Origin of the sequence: Mycobacterium sp. pR1184 (assembly GCF_041287235.1) — a bacterium.
In the GTDB taxonomy this organism is placed as follows: Bacteria; Actinomycetota; Actinomycetes; order Mycobacteriales; family Mycobacteriaceae; genus Mycobacterium.
This window is the reverse complement of record NZ_JBGGKR010000001.1, coordinates 606,594-624,017: the sequence shown is the minus strand read 5'-3', so window position 1 is coordinate 624,017 and position 17,424 is coordinate 606,594. Positions and strand designations below refer to the sequence as shown.

Annotated in this window: 17 protein-coding genes; 6 read left to right on the top strand and 11 right to left on the bottom strand. The window is 68.5% G+C overall.

Translation table 11 applies throughout. From position 1 onward, the window contains the following. Positions 1-154 precede the first annotated feature (154 nt). Positions 155-1,597, bottom strand: coding sequence for an FAD-binding protein (locus ACAG21_RS03110; protein WP_370494520.1), 1,443 nt, complete (start codon positions 1,595-1,597; stop codon positions 155-157). Between the two features lie 270 nt (positions 1,598-1,867). Between ACAG21_RS03110 and ACAG21_RS03105 the strand changes: the two genes are divergently transcribed. After that, positions 1,868-2,428 carry a DUF732 domain-containing protein gene (locus tag ACAG21_RS03105; RefSeq protein WP_370494519.1) on the top strand — a complete coding sequence of 187 codons (561 nt, stop codon included), beginning with the start codon at positions 1,868-1,870 and terminating at the stop codon, positions 2,426-2,428. On the opposite strand, the gene ACAG21_RS03100 is transcribed toward ACAG21_RS03105, so the two are convergent. Both ACAG21_RS03100 and ACAG21_RS03095 read right to left on the bottom strand, forming a co-directional pair. Beyond that, positions 2,425-2,709, bottom strand: a complete 285-nt coding sequence (locus tag ACAG21_RS03100) for a DUF3017 domain-containing protein (protein WP_370494518.1) — start codon at positions 2,707-2,709, stop codon at positions 2,425-2,427. The genes ACAG21_RS03105 and ACAG21_RS03100 overlap by 4 nt on opposite strands. Continuing rightward, positions 2,706-3,551 (bottom strand): bifunctional methylenetetrahydrofolate dehydrogenase/methenyltetrahydrofolate cyclohydrolase, encoded by an 846-nt coding sequence (locus ACAG21_RS03095; RefSeq protein ID WP_370494517.1) that lies wholly within the window; start codon positions 3,549-3,551, stop codon positions 2,706-2,708. Before ACAG21_RS03095 ends, ACAG21_RS03100 begins: the two co-directional genes overlap by 4 nt. Positions 3,552-3,590: 39 nt before the next feature. Between ACAG21_RS03095 and ACAG21_RS03090 the strand changes: the two genes are divergently transcribed. The 3 genes from ACAG21_RS03090 to ACAG21_RS03080 all read left to right on the top strand — a co-directional run bounded on the left by ACAG21_RS03090 (position 3,591) and on the right by ACAG21_RS03080 (position 10,039). Continuing rightward, positions 3,591-4,805, top strand: coding sequence for an NADH:flavin oxidoreductase (locus ACAG21_RS03090; protein WP_370494516.1), 1,215 nt, complete (start codon positions 3,591-3,593; stop codon positions 4,803-4,805). Positions 4,806-4,881: 76 nt separating this feature from the next. Beyond that, positions 4,882-7,542, top strand: a complete 2,661-nt coding sequence (locus tag ACAG21_RS03085) for an ATP-binding cassette domain-containing protein (RefSeq protein ID WP_370494515.1) — start codon at positions 4,882-4,884, stop codon at positions 7,540-7,542. A 4-nt stretch (positions 7,543-7,546) separates the two neighbouring features. Next, the gene (locus ACAG21_RS03080) at positions 7,547-10,039 is read left to right on the top strand and encodes an ATP-binding cassette domain-containing protein (protein WP_370494514.1); all 2,493 of its coding nucleotides are present in this window, start codon (positions 7,547-7,549) and stop codon (positions 10,037-10,039) included. Here the strand turns inward: ACAG21_RS03080 and ACAG21_RS03075 are convergent. The 6 genes from ACAG21_RS03075 to ACAG21_RS03050 all read right to left on the bottom strand — a co-directional run bounded on the left by ACAG21_RS03075 (position 10,036) and on the right by ACAG21_RS03050 (position 15,476). Further along, on the bottom strand, positions 10,036-10,614 hold the full coding sequence (locus ACAG21_RS03075; protein ID WP_370494513.1) for a pentapeptide repeat-containing protein: 579 nt from the start codon (positions 10,612-10,614) through the stop codon (positions 10,036-10,038). The two genes, ACAG21_RS03080 and ACAG21_RS03075, sit on opposite strands and share 4 nt — an antisense overlap. Further along, on the bottom strand, positions 10,611-11,183 hold the full coding sequence (locus ACAG21_RS03070) for an ATP/GTP-binding protein (protein ID WP_370494512.1): 573 nt from the start codon (positions 11,181-11,183) through the stop codon (positions 10,611-10,613). Before ACAG21_RS03070 ends, ACAG21_RS03075 begins: the two co-directional genes overlap by 4 nt. Continuing rightward, entirely contained in the window at positions 11,164-11,538 is a 375-nt protein-coding gene (locus ACAG21_RS03065) for a DUF742 domain-containing protein (RefSeq protein WP_370494511.1), read from the bottom strand. Before ACAG21_RS03065 ends, ACAG21_RS03070 begins: the two co-directional genes overlap by 20 nt. 6 nt (positions 11,539-11,544) lie before the next feature. Further along, positions 11,545-11,946, bottom strand: coding sequence for a serine protease inhibitor (locus ACAG21_RS03060; RefSeq protein WP_342925722.1), 402 nt, complete (start codon positions 11,944-11,946; stop codon positions 11,545-11,547). Beyond that, entirely contained in the window at positions 11,943-14,690 is a 2,748-nt protein-coding gene (locus ACAG21_RS03055; protein WP_370494510.1) for an ATP-binding protein, read from the bottom strand. Before ACAG21_RS03055 ends, ACAG21_RS03060 begins: the two co-directional genes overlap by 4 nt. Before the next feature lie 180 nt (positions 14,691-14,870). Continuing rightward, complete coding sequence (locus tag ACAG21_RS03050; RefSeq protein ID WP_370494509.1) at positions 14,871-15,476, bottom strand: trans-aconitate 2-methyltransferase; 606 nt, start codon at positions 15,474-15,476, stop codon at positions 14,871-14,873. Between the two features lie 31 nt (positions 15,477-15,507). Here ACAG21_RS03050 and ACAG21_RS03045 point away from each other — a divergent pair, with 31 nt between their 5' ends. Further along, the gene (locus ACAG21_RS03045; RefSeq protein ID WP_370494508.1) at positions 15,508-15,972 is read left to right on the top strand and encodes a tRNA (cytidine(34)-2'-O)-methyltransferase; all 465 of its coding nucleotides are present in this window, start codon (positions 15,508-15,510) and stop codon (positions 15,970-15,972) included. Here ACAG21_RS03045 and ACAG21_RS03040 read toward each other — a convergent pair whose 3' ends face one another. Continuing rightward, positions 15,973-16,617 (bottom strand): nitroreductase family protein, encoded by a 645-nt coding sequence (locus ACAG21_RS03040; RefSeq protein ID WP_370494507.1) that lies wholly within the window; start codon positions 16,615-16,617, stop codon positions 15,973-15,975. 34 nt (positions 16,618-16,651) lie between these two features. Here ACAG21_RS03040 and ACAG21_RS03035 point away from each other — a divergent pair, with 34 nt between their 5' ends. Next, complete coding sequence (locus ACAG21_RS03035; RefSeq protein WP_370494506.1) at positions 16,652-17,062, top strand: TIGR03667 family PPOX class F420-dependent oxidoreductase; 411 nt, start codon at positions 16,652-16,654, stop codon at positions 17,060-17,062. A gap of 11 nt (positions 17,063-17,073) precedes the next feature. Here ACAG21_RS03035 and ACAG21_RS03030 read toward each other — a convergent pair whose 3' ends face one another. Next, entirely contained in the window at positions 17,074-17,415 is a 342-nt protein-coding gene (locus ACAG21_RS03030; protein ID WP_370494505.1) for a hypothetical protein, read from the bottom strand. Positions 17,416-17,424: the final 9 nt, after the last annotated feature.

Genomic DNA, 17,424 nt, shown 5'->3' with positions numbered 1-17,424 from the left:
ATTGTCGCTCAGAGGCGGGCACATCACCGCGTGGTCCGAACACCGCAGGGCGGGCCCGCCAGACAGCCACCACGCCCACACCCACGGCGATTGTCGCTCAGAGGCGGGCATAGCGACACACGGCGACCGTCCCGGCGGACCCGCCGTGGCGCCCTCAGAATTTAAGGCCGGAGTACATGACCTGGTTGGGATCGTACTTCTGACGCACGGAGTTCAGTTGCGACAGATTCGAGCCGAAGTAGCGTGACGCCGGGCTGTTGGGCTCCAGATAATTGACGTACCCGCCGACCGAAAACTGTTGTACCGCTTGGTGCGCCGAACTCAGCCATTGCGTCGCGGCCGCGACCTGGCTGGCGGCGGGCTCGACATACCATTGCAGGACCGCGGACTGCTGGCGCCACGGAAACGCCGAATCCCCCGGGGCGACGTCGGCGATGGCGCCACCGAGCGGGTCTACCAGCAGCGACGCCTTTCCGGCTGATGCGGGCCACTGCCCGATCGCGGTCGCAATGGCATGGGCCGCAGCGGAATTCACGGTGGTGATCACATCTGATCCGGCCACGAAACCCCGTGGCGGCGATGTCGAGCTGCCACCGGCCAGATACGTCACGAGGTCCATTCGGTTCATCGTCTTGCTGGTCACCGCACTGGGCTGCAAACCGACCGCGGCCTTGATCGCGTCGATCACTCCGGGCGCGCCGCCGGCCGGACAGGTCGCCAGGATATGGCAGTCGGGCTGGACCGAGCCGATCGCGAGATCGACCATGCCCCAAGCGTTTCGGTCGGCCCCGTTCAGCCAGTTCTGCCAGCCGACGAGTACCTGGACTGCCGATGACGGGGCGAATTCCAGCCGGATGACGTCGGTGTCGCCGGTCGGGAAGGTCGCGAAAGTCATCGACGTCGTCACCCCGATGTTGCCGCCACCGCCGCCGCGCAGTGCCCAGAACAGGTCCGGATGATCGTTGGCGGACGCGGTGACCACGTCGCCGCTGGGAAGCACCACGGTGGCCGACTGCAACGCGTCGCACGCCAGGCCGGCATGCCGGGAATCTGCGCCGATCCCCCCACCGAGCGTCAGCCCCGCGACACCGACGGTGGGACAACTGCCGGTCGGCACGCCGCGACCGGCGCCGGCGCTGGCCTGGTGTACTGCCCACAGATTCGTCGCCGGGGTCACCGTGACGTTGCCGCCTTCGAGGTTCGCGCCACCCGGCAGTCCGCGCAGGTCGAGCATCATCGTTGCGTTGGCGTTCGATGCACCGATGTAGGAATGCCCGCCGCCGCGTGGCGCCACCTTGAGCTTGTTCGCCGTCGCGAAGGCGACCGCCTTCTGGACGTCGGCTTGCGAGGACACCGCCACGATCGCCGCAGGGCTGGAGTTGTTGTAGAACGAGTTGAAAACCTGCTTACTCGAGGCGAATTGGGCGCCGTTGGCCGGCAGCACGACAGTGCCGCCGATGGTGGAGGCCAAACCGTTCCAGCTCGCGACGGCGGCGCCGGGGTCGGCGGCAGCCCGCGTGGTCCCGAGCACCGCGCCGGACGCCAACATTGAAACGGCGCCACGCAGAAACGTCTGGCGCGAGATGCCACGATCCATGATGGCGAATTCTTAACCATTTCTCACCGCAGGGCACGGCGCCGGCACATGTGTCGGATCACAGTGTGGCTTCGATTGGCCGGGACGCGATCCGCCTTCGCCGGTAACGCTTTCCGTGCAATAACCGATGTCTCAGAAGCATCGCGCTCACGAAACGCATAGTGTGCAAACCTTGATCTCGCCGTGTCGTAAATGTGACAGCCATAGATCAGTCTTTCCAGAGTGATTTGAGTGCCTTCCGAGCACTCCGCGACAGATGGGGAAGCTGTCATGAAAGCAGTTGCAGCTGCGCATGGTTGGGTCTGGATGTTTCGTCAGCAACCCCTACCGCTTCGCGTGCTGACCGCAGTGGCCGGGCTGCTCGCCGTGGCCACGGCGTTCGCCTCGCCGCCGGCCGAGGCGGACGCCAACGCCGACGACAGCTTCATCGACGCGCTGAACCACGCCGGCGTCGACTTCGGCCAGCCCGGAAACGCGATGGCCGTAGGCGAATCCATCTGCCCGATGCTGGCCCAGCCCGGCGGCAGCTTCGCCGGGGCCGTCACCAGCGTCAGACGCCAGGGCATGTCGCCGGCGATGGCTCAGATGTTCACCACGATCGCGATTCAGTCGTATTGCCCACAGGTGATGACGAACTTGGCCAGCGGCAATATGCCCACCATGCCGGGGGGCGGCATGATGCCCGGCGGCGGCATGCCCAATATGCCGGGCGCGATGCCCACTATGCCGGGCGGCATGATGCCGGGCGCCATGCCGAACATGCCCGGCGCCATGCCGAACATGCCGGGCGCGATGCCCAACCTGCCCCAGATAACGGGCCCCGGGATCTAGCCCGTCCCGAGCGGATCGATGGTCCAGGCGATATAGACCATCGCGGCCCCGACCGTCGCGGTCGTGATGAAGTCGATGCCCTTGCTGCGCACCACCAAAAGGCCGGCGCGATCGTCGGATAGCACCAAACGCAGTATCGCGGCGACACCGACGGCGATGCCGATCAGCAGCGAACCGCGACGCCAGAAGTTGGCGCCCACCAACGCGAATGCCGTCACGAAAATCAGCCCGACCAGCAGGATCGGCCACTGGGCTTTCGCCCCGGTCTTCGCCGAACTCATTGCCGCTCGGCCAGCTCGACCACGTTCGTCAGCAGGAATGCCCGCGTCAGCGGGCCGATGCCACCCGGGTTCGGCGACACGTGACCGGCGACCTCCCACACGTCGGGATGCACGTCGCCAGTCAGCTTGTCGTCCACCCGGCTGACACCGACGTCGAGCACCGCGGCGCCCGGGCGAACCATGTCGGCGGTCACCAAGTGCGGCACGCCGACGGCGGCGACGATGATGTCGGCCTGCTTGGTCAGCGACGGTAGGTCGCGAGTTCCGGTGTGGCACAACGTTACTGTCGCGTTCTCCGAGCGCCGGGTGAGCAGCAGGCCCAGCGGCCGGCCGACCGTGACGCCGCGTCCGATGACGACCACGTGGGCACCGGCGATCTCGACGTCGTAGCGGCGCAGCAGGTGCACGATGCCGCGCGGGGTGCACGGGAGCGGAGCCGGGTTGTTGAGCACCAGCCGGCCCAGGTTCGTCGGGTGCAGGCCGTCGGCGTCCTTGGCGGGATCGATGCGCTCCAGCGCGGCGTTCTCGTCGAGCTGCTTGGGCAGCGGCAACTGCACGATGTAGCCGGTGCAGTCGGGGTTGGCGTTGAGCTCGTCGATCGTCTCGTTCAGCTTGGCCGTGGAGATGTCGGCGGGCAGGTCGCGACGGATCGAGGTGATGCCGACCTTCGCGCAGTCGGCATGCTTGCCGCGCACGTAGGCCTGGGAGCCCGGGTCGTCGCCGACCAGGATCGTGGCCAGCCCGGGCGTGCGCCCCGCCGCGGTGAGTGCCGCGACTCGTTCCTTGAGGTCGACGAAGATCTCGTCGCGGGTGGCCTTGCCGTCCAGTGTGATTGCGCCCACGCCTGCCAGTCTGGCATGTCACAGGTTTAGGCTCCTCGCATGGCATCTGCTCAGCTCCAGATTCCCGACGTATTCAGCCCGGCCAAGCTGGGTCCGATCACGCTGCGCAACCGGACGATCAAGTCCGCGACGTTCGAAGCACGCACGCCCGGCGCTCTGGTGAGCGACGACCTGATCGAGTACCACCGCGCGCCGGCGGCCGGCGGGGTCGGCATGACGACCGTCGCCTACCTCGCCGTCTCCCAGGGCGGCCGCACCGAGGGCAACGGTCTCTGGATGCGCCCCGAGGCGGTGCCGGGATTACGCAAGCTCACCGACGCGATCCACGCCGAGGGCGCGGCGATCAGCGCGCAGATCGGCCACGCGGGTCCGGTCGCCAACGCCAAGTCCAACAAGGCCAAGGCGCTGGCGCCGGTGCGGTTCTTCAACCCGATCGGGATGCGCTTCGCCAAGAAGGCAACCCGCGACGACATCCAAGACGTGATCGACGCACACGCCAACGCGGTCCGGCTAGCTATGGAAGCCGGCTTCGACGCGGTCGAAATTCATTTGGGCCACAACTATTTGGCGAGTGCGTTCCTGTCGCCGTTGATCAACCGTCGCAACGACGAGTTCGGTGGCTCCTTGGAGAATCGGGCCAAGGTCGCGCGCGGCATCGTGATGGCCGTTCGCCGCGCGGTGGACAAGGAAGGAACGCCGATCGCGGTCACGGCCAAGCTCAACATGGCCGACGGTGTGCGCGGCGCGATCAACACCGAAGAGTCGCTGATCACCGCCAAATGGCTGGAAGAAGACGGCGGCCTGGACGCGATCGAACTGACCGCGGGCAGCTCGCTGGTCAACCCGATGTATCTGTTTCGCGGCGACGCGCCGATCAAGGAGTTCGCCGGCGCCTTCAAGCCGCCGCTGCGCTGGGGCATGCGGATGACGGGCACGAAGTTCTTGCGCGAATACCCTTACCGCGAGGCCTATCTGCTGCGCGACGCCAAGCTGTTCCGGGCCGAACTCAAGATGCCGCTGATCCTGCTGGGCGGCATCACCAACCGCGAGACGATGGACCTCGCGATGGCCGAGGGATTCGAATTCGTCGCGATGGCCCGCGCGCTGCTGGCCGAGCCGGACCTGATCAATCGGCTCGCGGCCGACGGCGCCCAGCACCGCGTCCATTCGGCGTGTACGCACTGCAATCGGTGCATGCCGACGATCTACACCCGCACCCGCTGCGTGGTCACCGGAGCACCCGACAACAGCTGATAGCGCGACCACAGCCGACCCGACGTGCCGCGTTGGTGCCAAAGGGGAAATAGGTCCACGAGCTAGAGTTGGGGCGATGAATTCACCAGCCCCGCCGGCGCTGACCGTCCGGTACGACGGGTCGGAACGCACCTTTGCAGCCGGTCACGACGTGGTGGTGGGGCGCGATCTGCGGGCCGACATGCGCATCACGCACCCGCTGATTTCGCGTGCCCACCTGTTGCTGCGCTTCGACCAGGGCCGGTGGCTGGCCATCGACAACGGTTCGCTCAACGGCACTTTCGCCAACGGCAGGCGGGTGCCGGTCGTCGACATCCACGACGGGCAGAGCGTCAACATCGGAAACCCGGACGGCCCGTTGCTGACGTTCGAGGTCGGACGCCATCAAGGGATGGCCGGGCGCCCGCCGCGGACCGAGTCGATGGGCATCCCGGTCGCGGCCGGGCCCGCCGCAACGGCGTGGCCTTCGTCACAGGCGTCCGGGCAACCGGGGTATCCGCCGGCCGCTCCGCCCGGGCGCCAGACCGCCTGGAGTGGGAATCCCGCGCCACGTCCGCATCCCGGCGCGCCGGCGCAGCGGCCGGGACCGCCGGGGCAGCCGGTGTATCCGACGTCGCTGGGGCGCCCACCCGCCTATCCCCCGAATGGCCCGCCACCGCCCGGCGGCCCGCCTCCCCCACCCGCGCCGGCCGCACCGCGAACGCAGATGGCACCGGTTGTCGCCGAGGCCAAAGCAGCGCCAGAGGTGGGGAATCTGGCGACCAAGATGTTCCAGGCGCTGCTGCCGTCCCGGTCCGGCGCGATGCAAAAGCCCACCGGCGCGCAAACGATCGGGCGCGCGACCGACAACGACATCGTCATCCAGGACGTCTTGGCCTCGCGCCATCACGCGTTCTTGCTCCAGACGCCGCTGGGCACCGAGATCCGCGACGCGCACAGCATCAACGGGACCTTCGTCAACGGCGTCCGCGTCGGCTCGGCGGTGCTGACCGAGGGCGACGTCGTCACGATCGGAAACGTCGACCTCGTCTTCAGCCGCGACACCCTGGTGCGCCGCACCGAAGCGGCGACGCGCACCGGCGGCCTCGAGGTCAACTCGGTCTGCTACACCGTCGAGCAGGGCAAAAAGCAACTGCTGGACCACATCTCGCTGACCGCTCGCCCCGGCACCCTGACGGCCATCATCGGCGGGTCCGGCGCCGGCAAGACGACGCTGTCGCGGCTGATCGCCGGCTACACCAGCCCGACGTCGGGCACCGTGACCTTCGAGGGCCACAACATCCACACCGAGTACGCGTCGCTGCGCAGCAGGATCGGGATGGTCCCCCAGGACGACGTCGTGCACCGCCAGCTCACCGTCAACCAGGCGCTGGGTTACGCGGCCGAACTGCGGCTGCCGCCGGACACCAGCAAGGCCGACCGCGAACAAGTGGTGTCCCAGGTGCTCGAGGAACTCGAGCTGACCAAGCACGCCGACACCCGCGTCGACAAGCTCTCCGGCGGGCAGCGCAAGCGCGCCTCGGTGGCCCTGGAATTGCTCACCGGGCCGTCGCTGCTGCTGCTCGACGAACCCACCACCGGTCTGGATCCGGCGCTGGACCGTCAGGTGATGATGATGCTGCGTCAGCTGGCCGACGCCGGCCGCGTGGTGCTGGTGGTCACCCACTCGGTGTCCTACCTCGACGTCTGCGATCAGCTGCTGCTGGTGGCCCCCGGCGGCAAGACGGCGTTTCTCGGTCCGCCCAGCCAGATCGGCGCCGCGATGGGCACCACCAACTGGGCCGACATCTTCGCCAAGGTGGGCGCCGACCCGGATGAGGCCAACCGCCGCTTCCTGGCCGAAAACCAGCAAAAGCTGCCGCAGGTGCCGTCCGAGCACAGCCCGGCGGCCGATCTCGGTGAAGCGCCACACGCCAATGCGTTTCGCCAGTTCTCCACGATCGCGCGCCGCCAGATAAGGCTGGTCATCTCCGACCGCGGCTACACGGTGTTCCTCGCGCTGTTGCCGTTCCTGATCGGCATCCTGACCCTCACCGTTCGCGGCAACAGCGGATACGGCATGTCCGATCCGCTGGGCAACAATCCCGCCCAGCCCGACCAGATCCTGGTGATGCTCAACGTCGGCGCGGTGTTCATGGGTACCGCGCTGACCATCCGCGACCTGATCGGCGAGCGACCGATCTTCAAGCGAGAACAGGCGGTCGGCCTGTCGACGGGTGCCTATATGGGCGCGAAAATCGTGGTGTTCTCGACGTTCGCGATCGTCCAGGCCGCGATCGCGACGATCATCTCGGTGATCGGGTGGGGCAAGCCGATCTCCAACGCCGTGATCCTGGGTGATGTCAACTTCGAACTGTTCGTCACCGTGGCGGCGACGTGTGTGGGTGCCGCACTGCTCGGCATGGCGCTGTCGGCGCTGGCCCAATCCCAAGACCAGATCATGCCGATGCTGGTGGTGTCGATCATGAGCCAGCTGGTGTTCTCCGGCGGCATGATCTGGGTGACCAACCGGGCCGTGCTCGACCAGTTGTCGTGGGTCACGCCCGCCCGCTGGGGCTTCGCGGCGTCGGCGTCGACGATCGACACGCACCGGCTGATCCCGGGTCCGACCGACCCCAAAGACCAGCACTGGAATCACACCAAGAGTGCATGGCTGTTCGATATGGCCATGCTCGGAGTCCTGTGCATAAGCTATAGCGCGATCGTGTGGTGGAAGATCCGGCTGAAACGACGCTGAACTGATGAATGCGCCTGCGCAATCGATACTGACCGTTCGATCCAACCGATCGGAGGTCAGTTTCGCTCCCGGCGGCGACGTCATCGTCGGTAGCGACGTCCGCGCCGACCTCCGCGTAGCGCATCCGTTGGTCGCGCGTGCACATCTGTTGCTGCGCTTCGATCACGGCAGATGGGTCGCGGTCGACAACAAGTCGCGGGGCGGCATCTTCGTCGACGGACGGCGGGTGCCGACCGTCGACGTCCGCGACGGCCAGGGCATCAACCTCGGCGCCCCCGACGGACCGCGCATCGTCCTGGCGATCGGCCACCACCGCGGCAACGTCGGCGTGCTGCCGCCCACGTCGCAAGCCGTTCCGACGGTCCCGCCGGCCGACCCCGGCGCGCGGCCGGTGCCGCCGCAGCACACGCCCTACGTGGACCCGCCCACCGACGCGGTGCACACCCGAGCGGTGCCGATCGTGCGGCCCACGGTGACGACCCAGGCCGTTCCGAACGATGCGACCCGGGTGGCCAAGCCGACCGGCACGGACATGTCGCAGTTCCCGACCAGGGTGATGAAGATCGTCGGACCCGAATCGGGCGTGCAGGCGCCGACCGGGGGCACCGCCTGGATCGGTCGCGAACTCGACAACGACATCGTCATCCACGACGTGCTGGCCTCGCGCCACCACGCATTCCTGGAGCCGACCCCCGCCGGCATCGAGATCCGCGACGCGAACAGCATCAACGGAACGTTCGTCAACGGGGTACGGGTCGGGCAGGCCCTGCTTTCCGAGGGCGACGTGATCACGATCGGCAATGTCGACCTGGTGTTCAGCGCCGGCCTGCTGGCCCGTCGCCAAGACGCGGCGACCCGCACCGGCGGCCTGGAGGTGCACGGCGTCGGCTTCGCGATCAACGGAAAGGATCTGCTGCAGCAGATCACGATGACGGCCCGGCCCGGCACGCTGACGGCCATCATCGGCGGGTCCGGCGCCGGCAAGTCGACGCTGTCGCGGCTGATCGCCGGCTACACCACCCCGACCGCGGGCGCCGTCACCTTCGAGGGCCACAACATCCACACCGCCTACGCCTCGCTGCGCAGCAGGATCGGGATGGTCCCCCAGGACGACGTCGTGCACCGCCAGCTGACCGTCAATCAGGCGCTGGGCTATGCGGCCGAACTGCGGCTGCCGCCGGACACCAGCAAGGCCGACCGTGACCAGGTGGTGGCTCAGGTGCTCGAGGAGCTGGGGCTGACCGCGCACGCCGAGACCCGGGTCGACAAGCTCTCTGGCGGGCAGCGCAAACGCGCCTCGGTCGCCCTCGAGCTGCTCACCGGCCCGTCGCTGCTGATCCTCGACGAGCCCACCTCGGGGCTGGATCCCGCGCTGGACCTGCAGGTCATGACGATGCTGCGCCAGCTCGCCGACGCCGGCCGCGTCGTGCTCGTCGTCACGCACTCGCTGACCTATCTCGACGTCTGCGACCAGGTGCTGCTGATGGCGCCCGGCGGCAAGATCGCGTTCCTCGGCCCACCCAGCGATATCGGGGACGCGATGGGCACCACCAACTGGGCCCAGATCTTCGCGAAGGTCGGCGCCGATCCCGACGAGGCCAACCGCCGGTTCCTGGAACGCCAGGACCACACGCCTCCCACCCGGGCCGAGACGCCGGCCGATCTGGGCACCCCGTCGCGCACCAGCATGCTGCACCAGTTCTCCACGATCGCGCGGCGCCAGATTCGGTTGATCATCTCCGATCGCGCCTACTTCGCCTTCCTGGCGGTGTTGCCGTTCATTCTGGGTGCGCTGTCGCTCACCGTTCCCGGCCATAGCGGCTTCGGGGTCGGCGACCCGAACAGCGAGACGCCCGACGAAGCCGCCCAGATCCTGACGCTGATGTCGATCGCCGCCGTCTTCATGGGTACGGCGCTGACGATCCGCGATCTGATCGGCGAGCGCCCGATCTTCCAGCGCGAGCAGGCCGTCGGCCTATCCACCGGGGCTTATCTGTGCGCCAAGATCACCGTGTTCTGCGCGTTCGCGATCATTCAGGCGGCGATCGCGACCGGCATCGTGCTGATCGGCAAGGGCGCTCCCAAACAGCCGGCGGTGCTGCTCGGTAATGCCAGCTTGGAGCTGTTCGTCACGGTCGCCGCGACGTGCGTGGCCTCGGCGATCCTCGGGCTGGTGTTGTCGTCTATCGCGCGCTCCAACGAACAGATCATGCCGCTGCTGGTGGTGTCGCTGATGCTGCAGCTGGTGCTCGCCGGTGGCCTGATTCCGGTGACCGGCCGGCTCTTCCTCGACCAGCTGTCCTGGCTGATGCCGTCGCGCTGGGGCTACGCGGCGTCGGCGGCCACCGTCAATCTGCGGCTGCTGGTACCGATCGGTCCGAAGGACAGCCACTGGGCGCACACCGACAGCGCGTGGCTGCTCGACATGGGAATGCTCGGCGCGCTGTCGGTGATCTACTCCGTCGTCGTGTGGTGGCGCATCCGGCTGCGCCGTTAGTCCGACTTGGCGTCTGGGCCCCCGTCTAGGCGAAGCCCGTGCGCCAACGCGAATGCCATCGCCTGGGGCACGTCTACCCGCACACCGGTCAGGGTGGCAGTGCGCCACAACGCCGGATCCGCCGTCGCGCCGCGCAGGTCGGCGTCGTCGAGGCGGGTGCCGGTGGTCCGCGCACCGGACAGGTCGGCGCCGCGCAGCACGGCCTTGCGCAGGTCGGTCTCCACCAGGCTGGCCTCGCGCAGCCGGCAACCGCTCAGGTCGACGCCGCGCAGGTCGTTGCCGCCCAGCACGGCGAGCGTGAAATCCACCTCGTCGAAGGTGATCGGCCGCAGCCGGCACTGCACGAAGACCGATCCCAGCATGCTGCACTGCGCAAATGTGCTGTGCCACAGCGTTGCTCGCTCGAACTTGCAGTTACGGAAGGCGCAGCCGCGGTGCACCGACTCGGCCAGGTTGACGCCGCTGAAATCGCACTCGTTGAACACCACCCGTTCGGTGCGCAACCGGCCCAAGTCCTCGTCGCGGAAGTCGCGGCCGGTGAACTCGCAATCGGCCCACTGCTGCGCCGCGGTCAAGCCGTCAAGCTCTGCAGCGCGTACTCGCTGATCGCGATCAGCGCGTCGGTGGCCGACCGGCGATCCCTGGCGTCGACGCCGATCACCGGAATGTGCGGGGACAGAGCCAGCGCTTCGCGTATCGCCGCGACGGGATACCTTGGCGCACCGTCGAATTGGTTGACCGCGATCAGGAACGGCAGATTGCGGTGCTCGAAGAAGTCGACCGCGGCGAAGCTGTCCTGCAGGCGGCGGCAGTCGACCAGCACGATCGCACCGATGGCACCGCGCACCAGGTCGTCCCACATGAACCAGAACCGCCGCTGGCCCGGCGTGCCGAACAGGTAGAGCACCAGGTCGCGGTCCAGGGTGATCCGGCCGAAGTCCATCGCCACCGTGGTGGTGCGCTTGTCGGGGGTGGCTTCGAGCATGTCGACGCCCGCCGAGGCGTCGGTGACGATCTCCTCGGTGCGCAGCGGCATGATCTCCGAGACCGCCCCGACGAACGTGGTCTTGCCGGCGCCGAATCCGCCGGCGATGACGATCTTCGTCGAGGCGCTGGCGCCGGAGTCAGAGTGCTTTAAGGCCACGCAGGGTCCTTCCTATCAGCTCGTGGCGCTCATCACGGGTCGACTGCTCGGTCAATGTTGCGTGCACCCGAAGGTAACCGGACAGGACCAGATCGCCGACCAGGACGCGCGTGACTCCGATCGGCAGGTTCAGCCGGGCCGACACCTCGGCGACCGACGGACTCGTCACGCACAGTTGGATGATCTTGCCTTTCGGATCGTCGGCCGGCCAGCGCTGCGCCTGCCCGGCCCGCAACGTCTGAACCGGCGCTTCCAGCGGAATGTCGACGCCCGCGTTCGTCCGCCCGGTCGTCAGGGTGTACGGGCGGACCAGGCTCGCCTCACGCGCGGGCGGGCCGGCTTCGCGTTTGTCCATCGCGGCTCACGAACGACTAGCGGAACGGCGGGTGGACTGCACGACGCCGCCCACCCGTTCGACAAGGATCGCCATCTCGTATCCGATCTGGCCGATGTCACACGACGTCTCGGCCAGTGTCGCCAGGTGCGACCCATCCCCGACGCGCATCAACAGCAGGTAGCCGTTCTGCATCTCGACCACCGACTGCAGCACCTGACCGCCGTCAAACAGCTGCGCGGCACCGGTCGCGAGGCTGGCCAGCCCGGAGGCCACCGCGGCCAGTTGGTCGGCTCGTTCGCGGGGCAGCAGCTCGCTGGCGGCGATGGGCAGCCCGTCCACGGACACCAGCAGCGCATGCGCCACGCCGGGGACCTCGCGGGCGAACTTGGTCACCAACCAGTCCAGTGAACTGCCTGCAGACGTCATTCCTCATCGGGCCCTTGACTCGAGTGGCGGGCGTGTGACCGTCCGCTGCGCACGCCGCCGAAGTGGTTACTGAACGAGGCGCGAACCGCCTCGGGGTCGCGGGCCGCGTGCAGCCCGCCGTTCGATCCTACGAGGGAATCGTCGCTGTCGGCGGCGCCGGGCACCAGCCGGGCTCCGGGCGTACGCACCGGCAGCCCGTGGTCGGCGGTGCGCTGCTCGACGGGCTTGTCGTCGGCCTCGGCGGCCAGCGACCAGCCGCGGTCCCACACCGACTGCCAGTCCAGGTCGGGGCTGTTGACCAGGTCGTGCGGGTCACCCATCATCTCCGAGAGCATCCGCCGATAGATCACGTCGTCCTTGGACGGGCCGCCCTCGGGAGGGCTGGGCCTAGAGGGCCGGGCCGGCGGCGGGGCGCCGGTCCCGCGCGAGCGCGCAGCGAAGAACGCCGAGGTGTCCGATACCGCCGGGGCCGGCTTGGGGGTTGGCTTGGGCGTCGGCTGCTGGGCCGGCGGCTTGGGGCGTGGCTGGTTCTCGTTCTCCCACCAGGCGGTGGCCAGTTCACGCCGGCGCTTGGGCAGCGGCGGCTGGGCGGCGGGTGCGGCGGGCACGTCGGTGATGCCGCTGGAGCCGGGGCTGCGGCGGGGCAGCAACGAGATCGGTGGCACCTCGCCGGAGCCGTTGTCGCGGGTGGCCGCGACGGGGCGTTGACGCGTCGCGCCGTTGCCGGCGTCCGGCGATCCGCTGGCCAGCTTGGCGCTCGGCGACGAGACCGCCCGGATCCGCTCCCGCGGTGCCGCCGAGATTTCGGCCGGGCCGCCGTCGAAGCCCTCCAGCACCGCCGGTGGCAGGTAGACCTCGGCGGTCGTGCCGGTGCCCGTCTCCCCGGGCGCCGGACCCCGCAGCCCGACCCGGATACCGTGCCGGGCGGCGATCCGCCCCACCACGAAAAGCCCCATGTGGCGGGCATTCTCTGGGGTGACCTCGCCGCCGGCCTGCAGGCGCATGTTGGCCATCCGGCGATCGGAATCGTTCATGCCCAGGCCGGAGTCGGCGATCCGCAGCACCACGCCGCCTCGAGGATCCACGCCGCCGCGGGCCCCGGAGATCCGGACGTACGTCGACGGTGGCGAGTAGCGCAGGGCGTTGTCGATCAGCTCGGCGAACAGATGGATCGCGCCACCGGCGGCCGCGCCGACCAGCATGCATTCGGGCAGCTCGCCCAGCTCGACCCGACGGTAGTCCTCGACCTCGGAGACGGCCGCGCTGATCACCGTCGACAGCGGAACCGGCTCGCGCTGGTCGCGGGCCAGCTGCGCACCGGCGAGCACCAGCAGGTTCGCGCTGTTGCGGCGCAACCGCGCGGCCAGGTGATCCAGCCGGAACAGGCTGTCGAGGCGGTCGGGATCCTCTTCGTTGCGCTCCAGCCGGTCGATCAGCGACAGCTGCTGGTCGACCAGCGAGCGGCTGCGCCGCGACATCGTCTCGAACATGTCGTTGACCAGCAGCCGCAACCGCGCCTCATCACCGGCCAGCAGTAGCGCCTGGGTGTGCAGCTCGTCCACCGCGTGCGCGACCTGGCCGATCTCCTCGGTGGTGTAGACCGGCAGCGGAGCCGGAATCGCTTCGGCCTCACCGGCTTTGACCCGGGCGATCTCCTCCTCGAGGTCGGTGTGGGCGACCTTGAGCGCGCCGTCGCGCAACAGCCGCAGCGGCACCACCAGCGCGCGGGCCATCAACAGCACGATGATCAGTGCGATCACGATGGCGGCCAGCACCACCACGCCGTCGACGATCGCGGAGTTGCGCCGATCGTCGGCCTGGGTGTGCACCGACCTGGTCACCGCCGCGGTGGCGTCGGTGATGACCTGCTCGGCGATCGCGTCGGTGGTCTGGATCGAGCGCAGCAGGTCCGGGTTGTCGACGAGCACCGCGGCCGGATCGGACATGATCGCCATCCGGGTCACCATCTGCTGCTGCAGCGTCTTGGCTTCTTGCGAGCCGACACCGAGCACCTGGCTCATCCCGAACAGCGTGGACGGTTCGGTGCCGGCCAGGGTGATCATCGAGGTGCGCAACTGCGGCTCGGGCAGGTCGGCGCCGCGGGTCACCAGGATCTCCTGCATCGTCATCTGGCCGCGGGCCCCGACTGCCCGGCTCAAACCCTGTGCCTGCGCCCGGATCTGCTCGTCGTCCACCTGCACGGACGCGTTGATGACGTCCTCGGCCGTCAACAGCAGCGGCGCGTAGGTGGTCACCCGGTCCCGCAAACCGATGCTGTTGTCGGCCACCTTGTCCAGCAAGGACTGACCGCCGCTCAGCAGCGTGCCCACTCCCGTGCGGACATCGGGAGTGACGTCGGTGTCCGCCAACCGGGTCTGCAGCTCACCCTTGCGGGCGTCATAGTTCTTCTTCGCGCCCTCGACGTCGCGCCCGGTGGAGTTCGCCAACAACGCGACATCCAGTGCCGACATGTATTTGGTGAGCGCCGGCAGCAAGTCGGCGCGCGCGGCGGCCAGCCGCAGGCCGCTGGAGGACGACATGGCTGTGTTGACGCGCAGCCCGCCGAAGATCGCCGCCAGGGTAAGCGGGACCAGCACAATCGCCAGCACCTTCCACCCGACCGGCCAGTTGCTCGGCGACCAGGCCGGCGGACGTTTCGCCGGGGCCGACGCGCGCGCCTGGGCCTTGGCCGTGGCGGCGGGGGTCGCCTCGGCCGGACTGGCCGGGCGGTTGAACATCGTCATGTGGTACCGGCCGCTGCGCCGACCCTGCGCATCGAAAGAAACGAGAGGCTCATGAACTTCCTGCTTTTATTCCGCTCCCCCCGCGCCAAGACGCGCGAGCGGTAAACGCGTGGCAATTCGACGAGTATGACAGCCCTAGCCGTGTGCCACCAGAATCGTTACCGAGCAGATAGCCAGGGCCTACGCCGGCCGCAGGATCGCGACGAGGAAGTCGGAGTCGTCGGTGAACGGTCGCAGATCCCAGGTGGACAGCAGCACATCGGGAGCGAACCCGGCGGCCGCCGCGTGCTGAAGAAAATCGGCGAACTCGTAGTCGCGCCCGGCGCCGAATCCGATCACCGCCCGACCGTCGTCGGCGACGTGGGCGCGTAGCCGCCCGAGCACCTGCCCGCGAGTACTCGGCGCGAGGAACGCCATCACGTTGCCGGCGGACACGATCACGTCGAACGGTTCGGCGATGCCGCGCGCGGGCAAGTCCAGCTCGGCAAGATCGCCGACCAGCCACTGCGGGCCCGGATAGTCCTGCGCGGCCGCGGCGATCAGCGCCGGGTCAACGTCGACGCCGACCACGTGATGCCCGACCGTGGCCAGATAGCCACCCACCCGTCCGGGGCCGCAGCCGGCGTCGAGGATACGGGCGCCGCGGGGCACCATGGCGTCGATCAGGCGTGCCTCGCCGACCAGATCCTGGCCGTCGCGGGCCATGGAGCGGAAGCGCTCGATGTACCAGTCCGAGTGCCCCGGATCGGCCGCAACCTTGCGCATCCAGATGCTCTGCTCGACCATGCCGCCATTATCGCCGTGTGAAGATGGCCGTGTGTTCCGGCTGCTGTTCTACTCGCCGCGCATCGCACCTAACACGGGCAACGCCATCCGGACGGCCGCGGCCACCGGCGCCGAATTGCATCTGGTTGAGCCGATGGGCTTCGACCTGTCCGAATCCAAGGTGCGCCGGGCCGGCTTGGACTACCACGACCTGGCCTCGGTCACCGTGCACGCGACGCTGCAGGCCGCCTGGGACGCGTTGCTGCCGGCGCGGGTGTACGCGTTTACCGCGCACGCGTCGACGTCTTACGCCGACGTCGGCTATCAGCCCGCCGACGTGTTGATGTTCGGGCCCGAACCCGACGGGCTGGACGCGGCGACGCTGGCCGACCCTCACATCACGCAGCAGGTGCGCATTCCGATGCTGGCCGGCCGGCGCTCCCTGAACCTGGCCAATGCCGCGGCGGTCGCGATCTACGAGGCGTGGCGCCAGCACGGCTATCCCGGCGCGGTGTGACTACCAGGTATTCCAGTGCGTCAAGGTCTCGGCCGGCAGCCGCTTGGCCGGGCGGAAGTCGGTGCCTTTGGTGTAGGCGATCGGGAACAGCCCACCCTGGCTGAACTCTTCGTACGGGATGCCGAGCACCTCGGCGGCCTTGCGCTCGCCGTCGCCGAGCAGGTGCAGCGTCGTCCAGCAGGAGCCCAGCCCGCGGGAGCGCAGCGCCAGGCAGAAGCTCCAGACCGCCGGGAACAGCGACGCCCAGAACGAGACGCCGCCCAGTGGCGACTTGTCTTCGCGGCCCGCGATGCACGGGATCATCAGCACCGGCGCCTCGTGGATGTGCTCGGCGAGATACATCGCCGAGTCCACGACCTTGGGCATCCGCTCGTTGCGGGTGTCACCCTCGCCGTAATCGGGCTTCGGCGCGGACAGGTAGGGCTGGGCGTGCGACAGGTAGATCTCGCCGATCGCCTTCTTCTTCTCGGCGTCCTCGACGAACACCCACTGCCAACCCTGCGAGTTGGAACCGGTCGGCGCCTGCAACGCCAGCTCGAGGCATTCCATCAGGACCTCGCGAGACACCGGCTTGTCGAAGTCGAGGCGCTTGCGTACCGAGCGGGTGGTGGTGAGAAGTTCGTCGACGGACAGGTTGAGGGTCATGTGTGGAGACTACATTCGGGATACATTCGCACTTATGAGCGTCCAACTGACACAAGAGGTTTCCGACAGGCTGACATCGGATCAGTACGGCTGGCTGACCACCGTGGCGAAGTCCGGGCTACCGGTCCCGCGGCTGATCTGGTTCTACTTCGACGGCGCCGCGCTGACGGTGTACACCATGCCGCAGGCGGCCAAGGTCGCCCACATCAAGGCGCACCCCGAGGTGAGCCTGAACCTCGATTCCGACGGCAACGGCGGCGGCATCATCGTCATCGGTGGCACGGCGGCGGTGGACGCCACCGGTGTCGACGGCCGCGAGGACGGGCCGTACTGGGCGAAGTACCGCGAGGCGGCGGCGAGTTTCGGCCTGACCGACTCGCTGGGCGCCTACAGCACCCGGCTGAAGATCACGCCGACGAAGGTGTGGACGACGCCGACGGGCTGAGCCCGGGGTCGCTAGGGCGGAGGAGGCGGCCCGTCGGGCGGAATCGCGCCGCCGCAGCCACCCGGCGGGGGTGGCCCCGGAAGGGGTTCGTCGCCGCCGACGCAGTCGTAATAAAATTGTGGGCCGACTATCCAGGTTTTCATCCACTGGTGCCAGAACGACCCGTCGGGATACTTCTCGCCGTCGCACACGGCCAAATTGCCGTAACCCCATCGACCACCCGGGCAAAAGCCCTTCGTCATGTCCGGCTGGTGCGGGTCGGGCGGATCGGCGCTGGCCACGGCGGGAGAAAGAACAAGCGCCGCAGCGCAACCCAATATCGCGGCGCCGCGGCGAACGAGCGTGAATTTCATTGGCGAACC

Excerpts from the sequence above, each read along its gene's own strand:
- ACAG21_RS03110 (WP_370494520.1), bottom strand. The coding sequence starts at position 1,597 with ATGGATCGTGGCATCTCGCGCCAGACGTTTCTGCGTGGCGCCGTTTCA.
- ACAG21_RS03105 (WP_370494519.1), top strand. The coding sequence starts at position 1,868 with ATGAAAGCAGTTGCAGCTGCGCATGGTTGGGTCTGGATGTTTCGTCAG.
- ACAG21_RS03100 (WP_370494518.1), bottom strand. The coding sequence starts at position 2,709 with ATGAGTTCGGCGAAGACCGGGGCGAAAGCCCAGTGGCCGATCCTGCTG.
- ACAG21_RS03090 (WP_370494516.1), top strand. The coding sequence starts at position 3,591 with ATGGCATCTGCTCAGCTCCAGATTCCCGACGTATTCAGCCCGGCCAAG.
- ACAG21_RS03085 (WP_370494515.1), top strand. The coding sequence starts at position 4,882 with ATGAATTCACCAGCCCCGCCGGCGCTGACCGTCCGGTACGACGGGTCG.
- ACAG21_RS03080 (WP_370494514.1), top strand. The coding sequence starts at position 7,547 with ATGAATGCGCCTGCGCAATCGATACTGACCGTTCGATCCAACCGATCG.
- ACAG21_RS03065 (WP_370494511.1), bottom strand. The coding sequence starts at position 11,538 with ATGGACAAACGCGAAGCCGGCCCGCCCGCGCGTGAGGCGAGCCTGGTC.
- ACAG21_RS03060 (WP_342925722.1), bottom strand. The coding sequence starts at position 11,946 with ATGACGTCTGCAGGCAGTTCACTGGACTGGTTGGTGACCAAGTTCGCC.
- ACAG21_RS03055 (WP_370494510.1), bottom strand. The coding sequence starts at position 14,690 with ATGACGATGTTCAACCGCCCGGCCAGTCCGGCCGAGGCGACCCCCGCC.
- ACAG21_RS03050 (WP_370494509.1), bottom strand. The coding sequence starts at position 15,476 with ATGGTCGAGCAGAGCATCTGGATGCGCAAGGTTGCGGCCGATCCGGGG.
- ACAG21_RS03040 (WP_370494507.1), bottom strand. The coding sequence starts at position 16,617 with ATGACCCTCAACCTGTCCGTCGACGAACTTCTCACCACCACCCGCTCG.
- ACAG21_RS03035 (WP_370494506.1), top strand. The coding sequence starts at position 16,652 with ATGAGCGTCCAACTGACACAAGAGGTTTCCGACAGGCTGACATCGGAT.
- ACAG21_RS03030 (WP_370494505.1), bottom strand. The coding sequence starts at position 17,415 with ATGAAATTCACGCTCGTTCGCCGCGGCGCCGCGATATTGGGTTGCGCT.